The organism is Alcanivorax sp. HI0007 (assembly GCF_001635525.1).
Classification (GTDB): Bacteria; Pseudomonadota; Gammaproteobacteria; order Pseudomonadales; family Alcanivoracaceae; genus Alcanivorax.
On record NZ_LWEJ01000243.1, the window covers coordinates 65,739 to 85,482 of the forward strand.

Here is a 19,744-nt window from a genome sequence, read left to right on the forward strand (position 1 = left end):
ATCTGCTCGACCCTGAAAAAGTAAGCCAGCTGGGGGAGGGTGGATCGCTTTCGTTGACTAACCCATGTCTGCTGGTTGGCATGTGACTTAAATACAGAGTGAATTTCATGACCGAATCTTTTGCTGATCTCTTTGAAGAAAGCCTTAAGGACCTGGACGTTGCCCGTGGCTCCATCATCAAGGGTACTGTTGTATCCATCGATAGCGACTGGGTAACCGTTAACGCAGGCCTGAAATCCGAAGGCATTATTGCCCGCGAAGAATTCATTAACGAGGCAGGCGAGCTGGAAATCGCTGAAGGCGATGAAGTTGATGTAGCCGTAGACGCCATCGACGATGGCATGGGCTTCACCCGCCTGTCCCGTGAAAAAGCCAAGCGCGCCGAAGTCTGGGGCGAGCTGGAAAAAGCTTTCGACGAAGACGAGATCGTAAAAGGTATGATTTCCGGCAAGGTGAAGGGTGGCTTCACTGTCGATATCGGCCCGATCCGTGCGTTCCTGCCGGGCTCCTTGGTAGACATCCGTCCGGTACGCGATGTGGCGCACCTGGAAGGCAAAGAGCTGGATTTCAAGGTCATCAAGCTGGATCCCAAGCGCAACAACGTGGTGGTTTCCCGTCGTGCCGTGATGGAAGCCGAGCACAGCGCCGAGCGTGAGCAGCTGCTGGAAACCCTCCAGGAAGGCATGGAAGTCAAGGGTATCGTGAAGAACCTGACCGACTACGGTGCGTTCGTGGACCTGGGTGGCATCGACGGCCTGCTGCACATCACCGACATGGCCTGGAAGCGCATCAAGCATCCGAGCGAGATCGTGGAAGTTGGCCAGGAAATCGACGTCAAGGTACTCAAGTTCGACCGCGAGAAGATGCGTGTCTCCCTGGGTCTGAAGCAGCTGGGCGAAGATCCGTGGCACGATATCGTGGGCAAGTACCCGGAAGGCACTCGCGTGAAGGCGAAGGTGACCAACCTGACCGATTACGGCTGCTTCGCCGAAATCGAAGAGGGTGTAGAGGGTCTGGTTCACGTATCCGAAATGGATTGGACCAACAAGAACATCCACCCGTCCAAGGTTGTAGAGATCGGCGACGAAGTGGAAGTGATGATCCTGGACATCGATCAGGACCGTCGTCGTATTTCCCTGGGTATCAAGCAGTGCCAGTCCAACCCGTGGGATGCCTTCGAGCAGAAATACCAGAAAGGCGAGCGCATTTCCGGCAAGATCAAGTCCATCACTGACTTCGGTATCTTCATCGGTCTGGAAGGCGGCATCGACGGTCTGGTGCACCTGTCCGACATTTCCTGGGAAGAGCAGGGCGAAGATGCCGTGCGTAACTTCAACAAGGGTGACGAGCTGGAAACCGTGGTTCTGTCCATCGACGCAGAGCGCGAAAGAATTTCCTTGGGTATCAAGCAGTTGACAGACGATCCGTTTGCTCAGTATGTTGCTGCTAATGACAAGGGCGCAATCGTCAAGGGCGTGATCAAATCGGTAGACGCGAAAGCAGCCACCGTTGAGCTTGCCGAGAACGTGGAAGGTACCCTGCGTGCCAGCGAAATCAGCCGCGACCGCGTTAACGATGCGACCGAAGTGCTTAACGTCGGTGACGAAGTGGAAGCGAAAATCACCAACGTTGATCGCAAGAACCGTGTTCTGAGCTTGTCCATCAAAGCGAAGGACCAGGCCGACGAGCGTGAAGCCATTGACGGACTGTCTGAACAGCAGGACGCCAATGCGCCGAAGACCATCGGTGACCTGATCAAGAAGCAGATGGAAAGCAGCAACGAGTCATAATACGGCTCCTCCCGGGGACCGGCATCGTGCCGGTCCCACTGGGCTGGGAGCCCAGGGAGCAGGCTGTAATGGCGTTAACCAAGTCGGAATTGATTGAGCGGATTGCCGATCGGCAAAACCAGTTGTCGCCCAAGGATGTGGAGCTGGCAGTCAAAACGCTTATCGAACAGATGGCCGATTCTCTGGCCGGCGGAGGTCGTATCGAAATACGCGGCTTCGGCAGTTTTTCCCTCCATTTTCGTGCGCCCCGCGTGGGACGCAATCCCAAGACCGGTGCCAGCGTCGAGCTGCACGGCAAATACGTTCCCCACTTCAAACCCGGCAAAGAGCTGCGCGAGCGCGTTAACGATTCACTGCATGAAGACAGTGGTGAAGGTGTTGATAATGGCGCCAGCGGCAATCAGGCTGCGGTTAACTAAACCCCGTTATCGCCTGGCAGCGTCCTGGCCAGTAAAGAGGGAACCTTTCGATGCGAAACCTGTACCGGATTCTGGTAATTCTGGCCGTTGTGGCCGTTTTTCTTTTTGCCTTTCTGTTTGTCACCAGCAATCGTGACCTGGTGATGCTGGATATGCTGTTCTACCAGTGGCACTGGGAGGTCTCGCTGGGTGTGCTGGTGATCGGTGTACTGGCTATTGGTCTTTTCCTGGGACTGCTGGCCGGTATCGGCCTGCGTGGCCTCAAGAGCCTGTTTTCATGAGTGAATCCTTTTGGCTGTTGCCACTGTTCTTTGTTGCCATTGCGGCCGGTTTTTTTCTCGGCAAGCGTGAAAGCAAGCGCCGCCAACGTCGGCGCATGGCGTCCCTGTCCAAGGATTATGTGGCCGGCATCAACTTCTTTCTTAATGAAGAACCCGACAAGGGGATTGAGGCGCTGCTCAAGGGCCTGGATGTGAGTGAGGAGGGCCTGGATACCCACCTGGCCCTGGGCAAGCTGTTCCGCAAACGGGGCGAGTTCGACCGGGCGGCCCAGCTCCATACCCACCTGCTGGAACATGGCGACTATGGCCGCCCGGTCCAGGAAGAAATTCAGCTGGAGCTGGCCCAGGATTATCTGGCCAGTGGCATCTTCGATCTGGCCGAGCAGGTACTGCTGGAAATGCTGGATCAGGATTGCCAGGCCAAGGATGAAGTCTGTCAGCAACTGATGGGCCTGTACGAGCAGGAGCGGGACTGGGTCAATGCCATCAGCATGGGCGAACGGCTGATCAAAAGCCGCCCGTCGTTGGGGCCGGTACTGGCCCAGTATTGCTGTGAACAGGCGGATAATCTGCGCCGTGACGGCGATATCAATCCAGCCCGTCGCATGTTGCGCCGGGCCCTGTCGTTCGATGATCAGTGCGTAAGAGCCAGCATTGCAGAAGGCGAGCTGGAAATGGGCGAGCAGAATTGGGATGCCGCCATCCAGGGGCTGCAGCGCATCTGGGTCCAGGACAGTGACTTCTTCGATGAAGTGCTCGACAAGCTGCGCACCTGTTACCAGCAGCAGGAGAAAGACGAAGAATTTATTCAGATGCTGGCGGACTACAGTGCCGAAAAACCCAGCACCAGCCGCATCCTGCTGCTTTCCGAAGCGCTCAAGGAGCGTTACGGCGACAAGGAAGCGGCGGATTTCATTGCTGAATACATGAAAGCGAATCCTTCTGTGCGTGGGCTCAACCGGATCATCGACATGAGCCTGGCCGGCAGTGCAGAAGGGGAGGCCCGCGAGCACCTGGGAGTACTCAAGCAACTGTCCGAGCAATTGCTCAACGACAAGAGTCTCTACAAATGCCGTCGCTGCGGTTTCGAAACTCCCTTGATGCAATGGCGCTGCCCAAGCTGCAAGCGCTGGGGGTCCATCAAGCCGGTGGTGAAGGAAGTCTAGGCTACGAGCTACCCTCGATTGGATTGGCAATGTTTGGAAGTTCCCAGGGCTTCGTCATTTCTCACGAAGCCGCTGTAGGAGTTCCTCTTGAGGCACGAACCGTGCGAAGCACGGAATCGACCGCAGGGCGATCAGGCATTTCCGGGCTCTACAGGTCGCTAAAGAGTGATCTTCCTGGGGTTGCCTCGCTACGTTCGGTTCGCACCTCGAGTGGAGCTCCTACAGGAACCGTTTGCATGACGATCAAAGCGTGCCCTGGCAATTCTTGAACCCGCTTAACCCAACGCCTACCATACCCACGCCCACCCGCCACTCAGGAAATCGCCATGCCCATCTCCAGCCCTGTCATTGTCGCCCTGGACTACCCCGATGCCGCCCGGGCGCTGGCCATGGCTGATCAGCTGGATCCGGCCAAGGTGCGCGTCAAGGTGGGCAAGGAAATCTTTACCCGCAGTGGCCCGGCCATTGTGGAGGGATTGCACAGCAAAGGGTTCGAGGTGTTTCTCGACCTGAAATTCCATGACATCCCCAATACCGTGGCCGGTGCCGTGGCGGCAGCGGCCGATCTGGGCGTGTGGATGGTCAATGTTCATGCCAGCGGCGGCCAGCGGATGATGGAAGCCGCCGCCAATGCCATCGCCAACCACGCCAGCCGCCCCCACCTGATTGCGGTGACCGTGCTGACCAGCATGGAAGGGGCCGATCTGGAGCAAATCGGCGTGATGGACGAGCCCAACGTGCAGGTGCAGCGCCTGGCCGAGCTGGCCAAACGTTCTGGCATGGACGGGGTGGTGTGCTCTGCCCGGGAAGCTGCCATGCTCAAGGATGCCTGTGGTCGCCAATTTGAGCTCGTTACCCCGGGTATCCGGCCTGCAGGCGCCGACGCCGGCGACCAGCGCCGCGTGTTGACCCCGCTACAGGCCCGGGATGCGGGTGTGGACTATATGGTAATCGGTCGACCGATTACCCAGGCTGCCAAGCCTACAGCGGTCGTGGACGAGATATTACAGAGCCTTGCCTGAGCCGCTTACGTCATCCGTCACCTCCGGCTGATAACTTCCCTGCCACGGACTTTCTATGGTGTGGACTCCAATAAATAAAAACGGAGATCCCCATGAAAACTTGGAAAGCGATTGTGGTGTCCCTGCTGCTGGCGCTGAGCCTGCCGGCTCTGGCCGTGGAAGTCGAAGCAGTCAAGGAGGCAGCCAACACCGAAACGGAAAACCGCATCAACCTGAATACCGCGGATGTGACCCAGCTCCAGGAGCTCAAGGGCGTAGGCCCGAAAACCGCGGAAGCCATCGTGCAGTGGCGTGACAGTCAGGGGCCTTTCACCAGCGTAGATCAACTCCTTGCCATCAAGGGGATTGGTGAAAAGACCCTGGCAAAAATGCGGGACAACCTGGTGGTGCAGTAAGGCTTCACCGGTCCCGTTGGAGCTTTGCTCGCAAAGCGAAGAGGTAGCAGATATGTTCGCCTTGTGAACAAGGCTCCAACGGGGTTGGTCAGTTTAGTGGAAGGGTCGGGTTTGAAATCGCGCCCACAAAAAAGGCTTCCATCGGGAAGCCTTTTTGCGTGTTGTTTCTGGTGTCAGTGTTTCATTCTTCCGTATGACTTTCCTCTTCTTCCGCCTGGCTGAGATCATCAACCCGGTTCGGTTCGTGTGACGGGGTGTCCTGAACCGGAGTGTCGCCCTCATGCTGGCGCTGTTCCTCTTTTTCCTGGGTGGCTTTTTCCGCCTTGGCTTCCACTTCCTCGGTGGTCTTTTCCTCGCCGATGCGGAAGGCCGCAAAGCCGGCATGAACTACCTGGTTCACTGCCATTCCGAGAACTCGACCGTTATATGGCGCAATGATGGCGCTGCCTGTATTGCTGATCGGGTCGGTGACGGTGCCCAGTACCTGGCCTTTTTTCACCTTCTGATTCAGTTCTACCTCGGCAAGCAGAATGCCGCCCTGGGTAGCACGAATCCACTCCGACTCATAGAACACCGGTTGCGGGGCGCTCCAGAAACGACTGGCCTTCCGCATGCCCAGATTTTCCAGCAGGGTATCGATGGCCTGAACCCCATAGCTCACAGCTTCGGTTTCCAGCCGGTTGGGACCACCGGCTTCCATGGTGACCGCCACAATATCTTTTTTCACTGCCGCGTCGCGAAGCATGCCGGTGACACCGGGGCTATGCAGCACGGTCATGCCGCCAAAGTGCTTGGCAAAGGCCACCACATCCGGGTTGTCCAGATCCGCCCGGAGCTGGGGCAGGTTGACCCGTTTCTGGGAACCGGTGTGCAGGTCCACCAGATAATCGCAGTGGCGAACAATATTGCTGAACAGGGAGTGGGCCACGCGACTGGCGGCACTGCCTTTCTTGTTGCCCGGGAAGTAGCGGTTCAGATCCCGGCGGTCGCTCAGATACCGGGAACCATTGCGAAAGCCGTCCAGGTTGACGATGGGCACACCGATCACCGTGCCGGCCAGCTGGTCGGGTTCCAGTTCGTACATGAGACGGCGCACCATTTCGATACCGTTCAGTTCATCACCATGGATGGCCGCGGTCAGACACAACCGCGGCCCGGGCTTGTCGCCATGGGCCACCAGCACCGGTACCGGGGTGGCAATCGACGCAAAGGACTGATCCGGGGTCCAGTGCAGGGTGGCAAAGCTTCCCGGCGCTACCTGTTCTCCGAGCAGGGACAAGGGCTGGGGAGAGGGGGCCTCCGCCGGCGGGTCCGAGGCGTCCGCCATGGGATTGTCGGTTTTGTTCGTATCCGCGCTGCTAGTGGCCAGGCCATCGCTTTCCTGTTGGCGTTCCACTGCGCGCTCTTCGTCTTCCACTTCATTGGCCCAGCCTGGCGTTGTCGCCAGACCGGAAAGGGTCAGGATTGCCGTGATAGCCAGCGAAGACCACGTTTTATACACAAAAGCTCCTTGATTCAGCCAAGCTGATCCAGCTCGTCCCAGCGAGCGAAGGTGGTTTCCAGTTCCGCCTGCAGCTCGGTTTGTTGCTGTTGTGCGGCACTGATCTCAGCCGGGTCACCCTTGAAGAAGGCCGGGTCCGACATGCGCGCCTGTACCGCCTCCAGTGCCGCTTCCAGTTGTTCAATACGCTCCGGCAATTGCTCCAGCTCACGCTGATCCTTGTAGGACAGCTTTTTGCGTTTCGGTGCTGCCGGAGCCGGTTCTAGTACCGGCTTGGCGGATTTGACGGTTTTTCCCTTCACAGGTTCCGGGCGCTGGCGCAACCAGTCCTGATAACCGCCCACATAACTGTTGAGCTCGCCGTTTTCGAACACCAGGGTGGACGTCACCACATTGTCGATGAACTCCCGGTCGTGGCTGACCAGCAGCAGGGTGCCCTGGTAGTTCATCAATTGTTCTTCCAGCAGCTCCAGGGTTTCTGCGTCCAGGTCATTGGTGGGCTCATCCAGGACCAGCAGGTTGAAGGGATTGGTGAACAGCTTGGCCAGCAACAGGCGATTGCGCTCCCCGCCGGACAGGGATTTCACCGGCTGGCGCACCCGGCTCGGGTCGAACAGGAAATCCTGCAGATAGCCGATCACATGCTTGTTCTGGCCATTGATGGTGACCACATCGGAGCCTTCGGCCACGTTGTCGATCACGCTCTTTTCCTCGTTGAGGGTATCTCGCAACTGATCGAAATAGGCCACCTGTAGCTGGGTGCCCAGCTTCACGGTGCCGCTGTCCGGGGCCAGTCGGCCCAGTAGCAGACGGATCAGGGTGGACTTGCCACAGCCGTTGGGGCCGAGAATGCCTACCCTGTCCCCACGCAGCAGGTTCACGGAAAAATCCCGCACGATGGTCTTGCCGTCCACGCTGTAATTCAGATGCTCGGCTTCCACCACCACCTTGCCGGAATTGTCGCCGCTCTGGATGGTCAGGCTGGCGGTGCCGGTGCGGTTGCGGCGTTGAGCGAATTCATCGCGCATGGCCTTGAGGGCACGCACCCGGCCTTCGTTACGGGTACGGCGTGCCTTGATGCCCTGGCGTATCCACTTTTCTTCCTGGCTGAGTTTCTTGTCGAATTCGGCGTTGGCCCGCTCTTCCGCTTCCAGCGCCGCCTGCTTGCCGCTCAGATACTTCTCATAGCTGCCCGGCCAGCTGGTCAGCTTGCCCCGGTCCAGCTCGATGATGCGGGTGGCCAGGGAGCGGATAAAGGCCCGGTCGTGGGAGATAAACACCAGGGTGGCGCCGTAGCTCTTCAGGAACTCTTCCAGCCACTGGATGGAATCCATATCCAGGTGGTTGGTGGGCTCGTCCAGCAGCAGGATATCCGGTTCCTGCACCAGCGCCCGGGCCAGCAGCACCCGCCGCTTCATGCCCCCGGACAGGCCGGCAAAGGGCTGGTCGCCATCCAGCTTCAGCTTGGACAGCACCGTGTCCACCCGCTGGGACAGCTGCCAGGCACCACAGGCTTCGATCTCGCTGCTCAGCTGCTCGAACCGGGCCAGGATCTTGTCGTCACCATCGCCGAGATGGTGGACCAGCTCCGCGTGTTCGCTGAGCAGGGCACCATGCTCGCCGAGGCCCTCGGCTACCATGAAATGGACGCTGTGGTCCTGATCGTCCGGGACTTCCTGCTCCAGACGGGCCACGGTCAGCCCCTGGGTTTTCTCAATCTGGCCGTCATCCGCATGGATCTCCTCGGCAATCACCTTCATCAGGGTGGACTTGCCGGCCCCGTTACGACCGATCAGACAAAGCCGTTCCCCCGGGTCGATGGACAGGGTGACGTGATCCAGCAGCGGCTGCTGCCCATAACTGAGCTGAATGTCGCGGAGGGTAATCAGAGGCATACTTTATGGATAACCAAATATGTGAATAATGGGGCGGAGCAGTTTCAAGCTACAAGCTGCAAGCTACAACGCGGGTCAGGCAGGCAGAATACTGTGAGCTCTCCGACCGCGATTATCGCAGGGTGGTCGCGGGCTCAATGCTGTTCCGTAACCCATTGCGTGATCGCGCTGTAGCTTGCGGCTTGTAGCTTGCAGCTATGTTTCTTGAACGCGCAGTGTAGCAGCTTGTTACGGGCGTGTAGTGGTGTCTGAAGGGATCATCGGGCAGCCTTGGCTCAGAAGGAGAACAACAAATGACAGACTTTTTGCGGGAACGTTACGAAGAGGTGGATCTGACCCCGGGCCAGGGCAAGATCACCGCCACCGTGTCCATTGGATTGGGTGTCCTGGCGCTGCTGGGCAGCTTCTGTTTCCTCTACCCGGAGCTGCTGACCACCCCGGAATTCCGTGCCTTATACAACGCCGAGGTGCTGCGCATTGCCCTGTTCATCGGCATCGGTATCGGCTTTGTCTGTGGCTTTTTCAGTGTGCTGCGTCATCAGGAAAAGCGCTACGGCATCATCGGCATGGTGCTGGCCTGCATGGCCGCGCTGATCGGCTCCGGACGGCTGGATGTGCCGCCGGTGGAAGGTCGCAGCCTCTACGCCGGGCTCGACTATTTTATCCTTACGCTGCTGGTGCTGGCCCTGGTGTTTATCCCGCTGGAGCGGGCCTTCCCCAAAGACCCGGACCAGAAAACCCTGCGCGGGGGCTGGGTTACGGATATCAAGTACTTCCTGTTCAGCCATGTGGGCCTGCAGCTGATCAGCTTCTTCACCATCATCCCCATTCAGGTGGTGCTCCACGACAAGGTGGATATTGGCTTCCAACAGGCCATCGCCAGCCAGCCCCTGTGGCTGCAGTTCATCGAGATTCTCATCGTCATCGACCTGGGCAGCTACTGGATTCACCGGGCCTTCCACGAAGTACCGTGGCTATGGAAATTCCACGCCGTGCACCATTCCACCACCCAGATGGACTGGCTGGCCTCCTCGCGCCTGCATGTGGTGGAAATCATCGCCAACCGTTTTGTCGGCTACCTGCCCATCTTCATTCTGGGCTTTTCGCCGTCAGCGGTGTACGCCTATCTGGTGTTTGTGTCCTTCCACGCGATCTTTATCCACGCCAATGTGCGCTTCCGGTTTCCGGGCATCCGCTGGCTGATCGCCACCCCGGAATTCCATCACTGGCACCACTCCTCGGAAGACGAGGCCGTGGACAAAAATTACGCCGCCTTTCTGCCCATCTACGATAAACTGTTCGGCACCCTGATCATGCCCAACCGACTGGCTGCCGAGTACGGCACCCGGGCCAGCACCAAGGTGCCGGAAGGCGTGGTCGACCAGTTTCTGTTCCCGTTCCGTCGGGATCACCGTCAGGAATAAAATTGTATCGTAGGAGCCATGCTTGCATGGCGAACTCCAGCTTCGGGTTCGCCATGCAAGCATGGCTCCTACAGGATATGGTTAACGAATATGCCAACCGGAACGCTGTAAATGGATGACCTGATCGACCTGCTGCGCGAACGCCACCAGGGCTCTCTGGTAGCCCTGGAGCTGCCGGATGAAGACCGGCTGGTGGAAATCGAGGAACAACTGCTGATTTCCCTGCCGGGGGAGTACAAGGAATTCCTGCTCACCACCGGCGACATCCTTTGCGGCAGCCTGGAGCCGGCCACCGTCATGGACGACTACGCCCACAACTTCCTTCCCGAGCTGGCCGCCCAGGCCTGGGACCAGGGCATGCCCCGTTCGCTGATCCCCGTCTGCCAGGCTGCAGACGGCCTCTACGCCATCGCCCAGGACGGCCAGATCGTCTTCTGGGTACCGGGCGAGGGTGTCAACGAGGATGAGGAATGGAGCTCTATCTGGCAGTGGGCCAGAGAAGTCTGGTTAGAGAGTTAATTAATAGTTAATAATGAATAATTAATAGCTCACTAAAACTCCAAACCCCAAACCCGCCTCACGAAGCCGCTGTAGGAGCTCCTCTCGAGGTGCGAATCCGAGCCCAAGCGAGGAAAAGGCGTTGGCCGTGGCCTCCCGCTTCCTCGAAATGAATACTCCGCCCTCTGTAGGGGGCTTCTCTGCAATGAAGGGTCTTGCTTCGCAAGGTTCGCACCTCAAGAGGTGCTCCTACATTGTGGGCCACCGTTCCTCCTACACCCCCGCCAAATCCAGCTCATTATTGATCAATACCACACACTGGGACGCAAACAGCATGGTTGGCCCCAGGCTGATCTTCTCCGTTCCCAGCCGCTTCAAGCTGTTAAAACTCTTCTTCGGCATGGGGATGTGATCGGTAAGCAGGAAGCAGGGCTTTTCCGCAAAGTCCAGCTCTCGAATACTCTCGCCCTTGGGGTCCATCATGTACAGCTGATGCCCGTCCTCGGCCAGCGCCTTCACCAGCTTCTCAAAGCTCAGTGTGCGCACGGTAATGCCGCTTTCCACTGCCTTCATCTGCTCCTTGCCCATGCCGGCAGAGGCATCCAGTGCCCGTGTCACCTTGGCCAGCAGCGCCTGCTCATGAAAGCCACCAATATCGCGCATTTCTGCCGCCACGAAGGTAATGGTGCGGGAGTAATCCTGGGTGCTCTCCAGCACCAGGTGCACCACCACATCCGGCCGGTGCGACTGTGCCACGAAGATCGCATTCATCAGGGTATGGGCGAGGATCTCGCTATGGGCATCGCCACCCACATTATCCATCAGGGTCTGGCTGTTGGTGGACGCGGCGCGGGCACGGAGGACGAAAGTACGCATAGGACTCCTGGTTAAGATGACGCAGCCGACGATTGTAACCCCCTCGTTGGCGCTTTGCTCGCAAAGCGAGGGCCTATGACACGCCATAGGTGGCCGGGGAAGGCGATCAGTGATTTGCCGTGCCGCCTGTATCCGAAGCACCAGACGACCTGGCGCCCCGCTTTTCACCCGCACGCAATTTGAATATGTAGGATATGGCTTACAGATATTGGTAAGTTGCTGAGATAAAGTGAATTTTCAGATTTGGGGATGCAAGAAAAGTCGGCACTCAATTTCCCGTTCAACACGCAAGTGCAAGAAAAGTCAGCTGAGAATGGTTCCTGGATCGCGGTCAAGGCATTGATTGGTAGGAGTTTTCGGGTAGATTCAGGGAAAGGAGGGGCTGGGGATATATTGCAAAGTGATATATCGCATCTGCAATTGAATACGCTGTTAAGCCGAATAAATAGAGAGATCGATGAGTATTAAGCCAGATTGGAATGAAATAGCTCAAAGGATTGGAGATGATCTAAGTCTTGAAGACTTGCATTCTGAATGGTCTAAAGAATGTAAGAAATGGTTAGAGTCAATCGCCAGTGAATTTGGCAATGACTATAGAATCGAAGAGTCGCCTAATTTCTCGATAATGTCGAATGAAGGCGATCGATACATTCACGTTTTCTCTGGATTCTTAGAAAGAACTTTAAAACGAATTTTAAAAACTCTTGATGGAATTGCTTCCGACGAAGGCTTTGGAAAGCATGTAGCTCTAATTTTTCAAGATATTGACCAGTATTATGAATACGTTGGTATGTTCTTTCCAGATGAGGGAGAGTTTGGTCTTAGCTCAGGAATGTACATAAATGAAGGCTATGGTCATTTTGTGTTTCCATCTCAAGATATAGATTATGCTGAGCCAATTGCAGTTCATGAGCTGACCCATGCTTGCCTGGTTCATCTCCCGATACCATTATGGCTAAATGAAGGCATAGCTGTTCTGATGGAAGATGTGCTTTCAGGTAATCGCCTTTTCCTTGATAAAGAAATGGTTGAGCGTCACCAAAGGTATTGGAATGAAAATACTATCCAAGCTTTTTGGTCTGGTGAAAGCTTTATGGCAATTGATGAAGGTCAGGAGCTTAGCTATAACTTGGCTCATATTCTTGCTCGTAATATTTCTCAGGATTTTTCGGCTTTTGCAAAGTTCAGCAATCATGCAAATTACGAAGATGCAGGCGAGTCGGCAGCTCAAGAATACTTAGGCCTGTCACTTACACAAATAGTTGGTTCGTTTCTCGGAGAGGGAAACTGGCAACCAGATGGTAGGCTTAACAAGGCGCTGCAACCGACTGCCAAAAGTGTCACTCGTTTTGCAAAAAGCCGCAAAACAAGCGCCACTTTTGTCAGCGGCTGAGCGCGGCGTTGATGTCAATTGAAGAGTAGCAATGAATAAAATCAATCCCAGAAAGTTGCTTCACAGCAAGTGGACTGCGGTCAAGCCAGTAAAGAAAGAAAAGCATTTTCTGGTGACTGAAGTCGAATTCGATGAAGAGGGTGAGGTTGTTCACTGCCTGATAGAGGCGGTGATATCAAACCGTTCAGAGGCTATTGATTGGAAAGCACTGAGAGATGCGTCGAGCTGGCAGCAGGGCTGGAAGTAATTATTTCGTTCTCGTGACTGCTGGAGGGGCGCCATAGGGCGAAAATATCCGGTTGGGTATTTCCGCCCTGTGGGTTTAGCGAGGGTCGTTACTTTCGTTATGCTCGCCGTCGTTGGCTTTGGGTGCCTGGCCCTTATCGTCTTGCTGTACAGACTTTTCCTTCTTTTCCCCCTCAATACACAGCTTGTCGCCATCACCATTGCGGATATGGATATCCAGCTGGCTGAAGGCGATTTCGATGTCGTGTTCCTTGCACAGGGCATCGATATGGCGATTGAGTTCGTCGGTGGCGGCCAGGCGGTCGCCGATGTCATTCACGTGGACGCGCAGTTCGTGGTCCAGGGTGCTGGCACCGAAGCTGAGGAAGAACACCACCGGTTCCGGGTCTCGTAGCACCCGTTTGTTTTCCCGGGCGGCCTGCATGAGAACGTCGCGGCATTTCTGCAGGTCGGAGCCGTAGGCGAAGCCCACCTTGATGATGATGCGGGTGACGGTGTCGGACAGGGACCAGTTGATCAGTCGCTCGGTGACGAACACCTTGTTGGGCACCAGGATTTCCTTGCGGTCGAAGTCAATCAGGGTGGTGGCGCGGATGCGGATGCGACTGACGGTGCCGTCCAGGTTGTTGATGGTGATCACGTCGCCAATACGGATGGGGCGCTCGAACAGCAGGATGATACCGGAGATAAAGTTGGCAAAGATTTCCTGCAGGCCAAAGCCCAGGCCCACCCCCAGGGCCGCAACCAGCCACTGCATCTTGTCCCAGCTCAGGCCCAGGGCACCGAACGTGATGATGATGCCGCCGCCCACGATTACGTAGGAGAGCAGGGTCGTGGTGGCGTAGCTGGTGCCCTGGCGCAGGTCCATCCGTGACAGCACCAGTACTTCCAGCAGGCCGGGCAGGTTGCTGGCCAGCAGGAAGGTGACCGCACCAATGATCAAGGCGGTCATCACATCGCCCAGACTGATGGGCGAGGTGCTGCCGGCCTGGCCGGCGGCATCGGCGGTTTCCCAGAGCACGATGTTTTCGGTGTAGGAGAAGGCATGGAAGACATCGGCCCATACCCAGTAAACCAGCACTGCGATACCGGCAATCAGTGCCAGGCGGATCAGGCGCAGGGACTGCTGGTTCACCTGTTTCAGGTCCAGCTGCGGTTCTTCGACTTCCACTGCTTCCGAGGCAGCTGAGGAGGTGTCCGAGCCCTTCTGGTCGGCTTCCCGCTGGGTCACCGCACGGCGGTAGGCCAGTCGCTGGGCGGCAACGGCGAGCCCCCGCACGGCGACGGCATCCAGCAGAATCCACAGAACCACCAGGTAGAGGCTGTAGATCATGTGCCCGGCCAGGCGAACCGAGGTGTAGTAATAGCCGATGCCGATCAGCACCGTGAGGATCAGGGGCGCGGCGGCGCAGAGTCCGGTGGACAGGCCCTTCATGGTACGGCTGTAATGCCGGCCCGGGTAACTCTGTGCCACTGAGGGCAAGCTGATCATCACCACGATCAGGCTGGCTACCATGATGACCAGTCCCAGGCGATCGTTGCTGAGCTGGGCGGGCCATTGGTCGCCAAAGGCGATGATGAAAGTCATGGGAATAATGGCCAGGCCGGTCAGGGCCAGGCGGCGGCGCATATGCTGATTATGCTCGTTGTCCCAGCGGAAATGACGCTGGGCGATACCGCCACTTTTCAGCAGCCGGTAGAGCATTTCGAATACCAGCCAGAGCAAGGCAAGCTGGGCAAAGGCGGCGCCCAGTACACTGGTGATGGTGCTGGGCTGGCGCCACAGGCCAGCGGCGATAATCCCCAAAGCGATAGGCGCCGGCGAGGATATCAGCACGGTATAGAACAGGCTTAACGGCGTATGCAGCTGGCTGTCGCGGCGCAGGAACCCCACATCCTGGTTCATGGTGTCGATACGCTTTTTCAGTCGCGGTCGCAGCAGTATCAGAGTCACCGCGGGGATCAGGGCCAGAATCAGCCAGCCCCACTTCCCGGTCACCAAGTCCCGGCTGCCTTGCCAGAGGGCTTTCCAGGGCATGTCCTGCAGTTGCTGGGTAATGTGGCCGGGCAATTTGCCCAGCCACTCCAGGCTGACCGGCTGGGTGCTGGGCATCCAGAAGGTTTGCTCGGAGATGATCTTGTGCAGGCTGCGGGACACCTTGTTCAGCTGCTCCTGATTCAACTGGGTCCGGGTGAGGATGGCCAGTTGACGGCCCAGTTCCTGGTTGAGCTGGTCGTACAGTTCCCGACGTTCCCGATGCAGGATTGAAAAGGCGCGTTCCATATCCGCGGTAAGTTCGCCCTTGAGTTTTTCCTGTTCCGGCAAGGGGGAGTTATCCAGGGACTGGATCTTCTGCTCCAGTTCGAATTGCTCCAGACGGGCATCCGAAATATTTTTCTGCAGGTCCATGTCCGGCTGACTTTGTGGCAGACGCTTCTGTTGCTGGTACAACACCCGTGACAACAACAGGCTACCGTCCAGCAGGCGGATCTGGTCGTTGACGGTGCTGGACAGGGCGCGGGCCTTGTCGAGCTGGGTTTTGGTGTCGATGGCGCCACGTAGCAGGCCGTTCACCGCCTGGCTGGTGGTGGCAAGCTGTTCGCGCAGGGCCTGGTTTTCGGCGATGGCAGCCTTGATACGCTTGTTGTCCAGTACGCTTTCCGGCAGGGACGATTCCGGCGCATTGGCCATGTCCTGCAGCTGATTGATGCGGCGTTGCTGGATCAGGGGCTGTACGGCATCCAGTTGGGCTTCCAGGGTGGCTTGCTCGGTACGCAACAGCTGCTGTTCCAGACGGGCGACATCTTGTTTCTTGTCGACAACGGACAGTTCCTGATTAAAGCGCTCAATGCGGGTTTCCAGGGCACGCAGCTCGATATTGAGCCCCTGCTCCTGTTTTTCACTGAGAGGCTCGCCGTTCTCGTCGGTGCCCTCATTCAGCCGGGAGCGGATGGTATCCATACGCTCCATGGCTTTGCTGATCACATTCTGGGCCTGCTCGGGCAGTGTCTGGGTCCGGGTCAGTTCGCTGTTCACTTCCGCCAGCCGACTCTGGTTTTTTTCCAGTGCATCCAGCCGGCTGGTCAGTTTTTCCGCCAGGGCCTGCAGGGACAGGTCCTGGTATTGTGCGGACCAGTCCTTGTCCTGTTGCTGGCGAGCCTCGGCCAGTTCGGCGTTCAGTCGGGCCCGCTGTGTGGCAGCCTGGCGAGCGAAGGTTTCCAGATCCTTGATGGTTTGTTGATTGCTGTCCACTTCCCGGCGCAATTCCAGGGTGCGCTCGAGAAGTTTCTTGTCGGTGTTGGTACCGTCAGCACTGTTTTCGGCGCTTTCGGTGATCTGCTTTTCCAGATCGCCGACGCCGGGCAGGGAAAAACCCCCGATCTGAGCCTGGGCAAGGGCAGGCAGGAAAATGAGCAGAATAAGGGCCAGACGTCGATCCATAACCTGAAGGCTCCAAGGGCTGTGACGGGCAATCAAAGAGTGTTGACCATGTGTTGCCGAGTGTAATGGGTCCGGGAGGGCAATACATGTGATCCAAGACGGATTTTCTCGGGCTCAGAACAAGCTTAGCAAGGCGTTGCAGGCCACGCAGCCGTTGTCTCACCGGTCCCATGGGGTAGCGAGTGTATCCTGAATCGGGCCCTGCGCACCCCAGATTCATGATGACACCCTCCCGTCATCTCTTCATCGCAGGCTGAAGGCCGCGCTGGCAACCCGTGAATCCTCGTGGCAGAAAATGTCCATTTTTTGTCCGGCTACGTCCTAGGGTGTCAGGGCCAGTGTGTTTATTGTTTGATCAATAAACACAACAAACTTCATAAGCATTGGGAGGGGACCCATGAACAAGCTCGCACTCTGCGGCCTGCTGGCTGCCGTTGTTATCTCTGCGCCTGCCCAGGCGTTTCAACAGATTACCCACAAGCGCATTGCCATTGATGCGGTGGAATACATGAAAAACCACCCGGGCAATACCGAGTACAACCGCCTCAAGGCCTGGGTCAATGCTGCAGGCTATACCATGGAGCAGTTTGCCGAGGTGATTGGCCAGGGTGCCTACGATGTGGATGACTTCCAGGACACCTATCTGTGTGGCGCGGTCACCGGTGATTGCGTTTACGCCCCGGTATTCAACGCCGGTGCTTCACTGGTGAACTATACCTCCTACTGGCACTTCCAGAATCACACCCGCAGTTCCGACGTGCACGGTAATGATCTGGGCGGCTATAACTATGACCTGCTCACGGTCTGGGGCGATATCGATAACCTGGCCGCGTCCTGGCTGTATGGTGATTACCTGGATGATGGTTCCGGTGGAATGAGTGGCTGGTGGTGGTCGGATGATTCGCAGTACAACACCTACGGGATTACCGAAGCGAACTATCGCCAGGGCAGCTATTCCAGCAAGTCCATGTACGATGACTTCGAGGAAATGCCGTTCCAGCCCATCGATAACCTGGGCCAGTACTGGTACAGCCAGTTTCTCAGCCAGCCCACCGCCCAGACCCTGGGCTTTGTATTGCACACCACCGATCTGTTGCAGCCCCACCATGTGTGGACCACCTCGGCCCTGAACCATAGCGGCTGGGAATCCTGGGTGGCGGATTATTACGACAGCGAAAACCTGAATGACACCGCCCTGGTGGATCAGGCCCTGCAGAATTTTACGCCGCTGTCTCCCACGGGTACGGATATCCGCCCACTGCTCACCGAGGGGGGCGCCTTGGCTTATGGCAACGGCGGTATCGTGCTGTCCAGCACCGACCATTCCGATCGCGTGCAGGTGGCGCAGACGGTGATTCCCAATGCCATCGCCATGGTGGTGCATCTGCTGAACCACGCGGCCCATCAGGTAAACCCGTGATGCCGCGAACCGGCTCGTAACCGGGCCGGTGTTTTTCCGTAGGGTGCACTGAGCCTAAGCGAACTGCACCATCCAAACGCCAGATCGGTGCAGTTCGCTTAGGCTCAGTGCACCCTACGGCTAATGAACGCGCAATAAGAAAAATTAGAGGAAAACTTCCATGGCAATGCACCGATGGATGTTGGCCATTGTGATGGCAGTTGTCGCCGTGGGCGGCTATGCAGGTTGGCAGCAGTGGGGACCCTTGCCCGACACCGTGGCTGCCCGGGTGGATGGTGATGTGATTCCCTCCGCCACGCTGGATGTGTTCGTGGCAGCGGCCCGGCGCAGCGAGCCGGATATCAGCCGGGAGCGAGTGCTCAAGGGACTGGTGGAAAACCGTCTTCTGGCGGCGGTGGCCAACGCCCGGGATGACCATCATGCCCATCCCGAGCGGGTGGGTTATGACCCTGTCACCCGCCATGAACAACAGCGCTTCAAACTGATTCGTACCGCCTATGCCGATGCCCTGCGCAAAGCGGTTAACGAGGATGGGATGGGCAACAGCCTGGATAGCCTGACCGCGCCGCTGGCTCTCTCCCGTGAGGCGCTGGCGCCCATGCTGACCCTGGAGCAGGCGCTTTACAGCACCATGACTGACGATCAGCAGCAAGCGGCCAGCAACTATGTGCTGGCCCGCTATCGCTTTGCTGACGACCAGCCGGAACAGACCCTGACCCTGTGGGATCTGTACCGCCGGCAGAACATCCAGTTAAAGGTGCAGATGCATAACCTCAACCTGGATTTTATGCGTGAAGCGGTGAAACAACAGCTGACCATGGCCTACGTGTTTTACTGGTTTGAGCAACAGGCCGGCCTGTCCTCTGCGGCCATCGCCGCGGTGGATCGCAGCATCGATGATGCCCTGCAGCGCGAGAGTCTGATGCATGACATGGGACTGATGCAGGACATCCATGACGACAACCCGCAACTGCGGGAGCTGGCAGCCCAGGTGAGCGATGGGCAGATCGCCGATTACTACGCGGCGAACAGGGAACAATTCATCCGTGTGGAGCGGGTGCGTGCACGGCATCTGCGAGTGAGTAGTCAGCAGCAGGCAGATCGGGTGTATGCGTTGATCCAGGATGGCTTGTCATTTGATCAGGCAGTCGCGGATTACTCCGTGACACCAGACCGGAAACAGGGCGGTAATCTGGGCTGGATTGATCGGCAATCCCGGCAGGATCACTGGACCCGGGCACTGGCGTTTGTGCAGCCTGAGGGCGCAGTGTCCCCCCCGTTTCGCAGCCCTGGGGCCGATGGTGCCCCCTACTGGGAACTGTTTCTGGTGGAAGAAAAAGTCACTGACTACCAGAGCCTGGATAGCGAATCAGTGCGCTACCGTGCGGGTCGGGCGGTGGCTCAGGAGCTGTTGCAACAACGCTTCCAGAGCCTGCTGGCGGAAGTCACCGAGCAGGCATCACTGCGAATCAATCCGGCGGTGCTGTGATGAAAGCGCTGCTCATCGCCCTGTTGCTGGGCGCGGTGGCCCTGGTGATGGCCAGGTGGTTACCGAACACAGCACAGGCGCCGCTACCGGAGGTGACCAATGACAGCACGGCGGTGGAGGTCCCGGTGCAGAAAGGGCAGGAAAAAGCGGCCACGGCGTTGCCCATGATTGACACCGTGGCGGAACGGCAGCGGCCATCCCGGGCCTCCCGCGTTGACCATGCCGCTGCCGGGCCGATGCCTTCGCCTCAAGCGGTGAGGGCCCTGCGTGAAAGCATGCGCCATGGCGATCCGCGTACACCGCCGCTGGCCCCGCCAACGGATTTGCGTGAGCCGCCCAGTGCGGCCGAGCTGGCCGATCCGGCGCTGTATCAACAGTACGAGCAGCGCCAGAAACAGAACGTGTATGCCTCGTTCGCCAGTGCCGTTGATCAACGTATCCCGAAACTGGAAGCGATGATTGCCAAAGGCCGCGCCGAAGGCATCAG

General features: G+C 57.7%; 17 protein-coding genes. 13 read left to right on the plus strand and 4 right to left on the minus strand.

The genetic code is table 11. The features are described from left to right. Positions 1-107 precede the first annotated feature (107 nt). The 6 genes from rpsA (at position 108) to A3714_RS12710 (ending at position 5,073) form a co-directional block, all read left to right on the plus strand. Entirely contained in the window at positions 108-1,790 is a 1,683-nt protein-coding gene (rpsA, locus tag A3714_RS12685) for a 30S ribosomal protein S1 (RefSeq protein ID WP_062817700.1), read from the plus strand. Between the two features lie 68 nt (positions 1,791-1,858). Next, complete coding sequence (ihfB, locus tag A3714_RS12690) at positions 1,859-2,209, plus strand: integration host factor subunit beta (protein ID WP_062817701.1); 351 nt, start codon at positions 1,859-1,861, stop codon at positions 2,207-2,209. A 50-nt stretch (positions 2,210-2,259) separates the two neighbouring features. After that, entirely contained in the window at positions 2,260-2,490 is a 231-nt protein-coding gene (locus A3714_RS12695) for a lipopolysaccharide assembly protein LapA domain-containing protein (RefSeq protein ID WP_062817702.1), read from the plus strand. Further along, positions 2,487-3,656, plus strand: a complete 1,170-nt coding sequence (gene lapB / locus A3714_RS12700) for a lipopolysaccharide assembly protein LapB (protein ID WP_063509418.1) — start codon at positions 2,487-2,489, stop codon at positions 3,654-3,656. The genes A3714_RS12695 and lapB overlap by 4 nt, the downstream gene beginning before the upstream one ends. A 326-nt stretch (positions 3,657-3,982) precedes the next feature. Continuing rightward, positions 3,983-4,678 carry an orotidine-5'-phosphate decarboxylase gene (gene pyrF, locus A3714_RS12705; RefSeq protein WP_062817704.1) on the plus strand — a complete coding sequence of 232 codons (696 nt, stop codon included), beginning with the start codon at positions 3,983-3,985 and terminating at the stop codon, positions 4,676-4,678. A 92-nt stretch (positions 4,679-4,770) separates the two neighbouring features. Further along, entirely contained in the window at positions 4,771-5,073 is a 303-nt protein-coding gene (locus A3714_RS12710; RefSeq protein ID WP_062817705.1) for a helix-hairpin-helix domain-containing protein, read from the plus strand. 181 nt (positions 5,074-5,254) lie between these two features. Here A3714_RS12710 and A3714_RS12715 read toward each other — a convergent pair whose 3' ends face one another. After that, positions 5,255-6,574: a succinylglutamate desuccinylase/aspartoacylase family protein gene (locus A3714_RS12715; protein WP_082844755.1), complete on the minus strand. Its 1,320-nt coding sequence runs from the start codon at positions 6,572-6,574 to the stop codon at positions 5,255-5,257. 14 nt (positions 6,575-6,588) lie between these two features. After that, complete coding sequence (locus A3714_RS12720; RefSeq protein WP_063509419.1) at positions 6,589-8,469, minus strand: ATP-binding cassette domain-containing protein; 1,881 nt, start codon at positions 8,467-8,469, stop codon at positions 6,589-6,591. Positions 8,470-8,762: 293 nt separating this feature from the next. On the opposite strand from A3714_RS12720, the gene A3714_RS12725 reads away from it, so the two are divergent. Next, positions 8,763-9,893 carry a sterol desaturase family protein gene (locus A3714_RS12725; RefSeq protein ID WP_063509420.1) on the plus strand — a complete coding sequence of 377 codons (1,131 nt, stop codon included), beginning with the start codon at positions 8,763-8,765 and terminating at the stop codon, positions 9,891-9,893. Between the two features lie 111 nt (positions 9,894-10,004). Then, positions 10,005-10,412: an SMI1/KNR4 family protein gene (locus A3714_RS12730; RefSeq protein WP_063509421.1), complete on the plus strand. Its 408-nt coding sequence runs from the start codon at positions 10,005-10,007 to the stop codon at positions 10,410-10,412. Positions 10,413-10,664: 252 nt separating this feature from the next. On the opposite strand, the gene trmY is transcribed toward A3714_RS12730, so the two are convergent. Next, complete coding sequence (gene trmY / locus A3714_RS12735; protein WP_063509422.1) at positions 10,665-11,267, minus strand: tRNA (pseudouridine(54)-N(1))-methyltransferase TrmY; 603 nt, start codon at positions 11,265-11,267, stop codon at positions 10,665-10,667. 457 nt (positions 11,268-11,724) lie between these two features. Here trmY and A3714_RS17750 point away from each other — a divergent pair, with 457 nt between their 5' ends. Both A3714_RS17750 and A3714_RS12745 read left to right on the plus strand, forming a co-directional pair. Further along, positions 11,725-12,660, plus strand: a complete 936-nt coding sequence (locus tag A3714_RS17750) for a hypothetical protein (protein WP_156492932.1) — start codon at positions 11,725-11,727, stop codon at positions 12,658-12,660. A 31-nt stretch (positions 12,661-12,691) separates the two neighbouring features. After that, positions 12,692-12,907 (plus strand): TIGR02450 family Trp-rich protein, encoded by a 216-nt coding sequence (locus tag A3714_RS12745; RefSeq protein ID WP_063509424.1) that lies wholly within the window; start codon positions 12,692-12,694, stop codon positions 12,905-12,907. Between the two features lie 75 nt (positions 12,908-12,982). Here the strand turns inward: A3714_RS12745 and mscK are convergent, their stop codons facing one another. Then, positions 12,983-16,348, minus strand: coding sequence for a mechanosensitive channel MscK (gene mscK / locus A3714_RS12750; RefSeq protein WP_063509425.1), 3,366 nt, complete (start codon positions 16,346-16,348; stop codon positions 12,983-12,985). A gap of 397 nt (positions 16,349-16,745) precedes the next feature. Between mscK and A3714_RS12755 the strand changes: the two genes are divergently transcribed. From A3714_RS12755 to A3714_RS12765, 3 genes are all read left to right on the plus strand, one after another. After that, the gene (locus A3714_RS12755; RefSeq protein WP_062817715.1) at positions 16,746-17,768 is read left to right on the plus strand and encodes a hypothetical protein; all 1,023 of its coding nucleotides are present in this window, start codon (positions 16,746-16,748) and stop codon (positions 17,766-17,768) included. Positions 17,769-17,928: 160 nt separating this feature from the next. Next, complete coding sequence (locus tag A3714_RS12760) at positions 17,929-19,257, plus strand: peptidylprolyl isomerase (RefSeq protein ID WP_231865981.1); 1,329 nt, start codon at positions 17,929-17,931, stop codon at positions 19,255-19,257. Continuing rightward, a partial coding sequence (locus tag A3714_RS12765) for a hypothetical protein (RefSeq protein ID WP_063527189.1) occupies positions 19,257-19,744 on the plus strand: 488 nt, incomplete at its 3' end. The genes A3714_RS12760 and A3714_RS12765, both read left to right, overlap by 1 nt.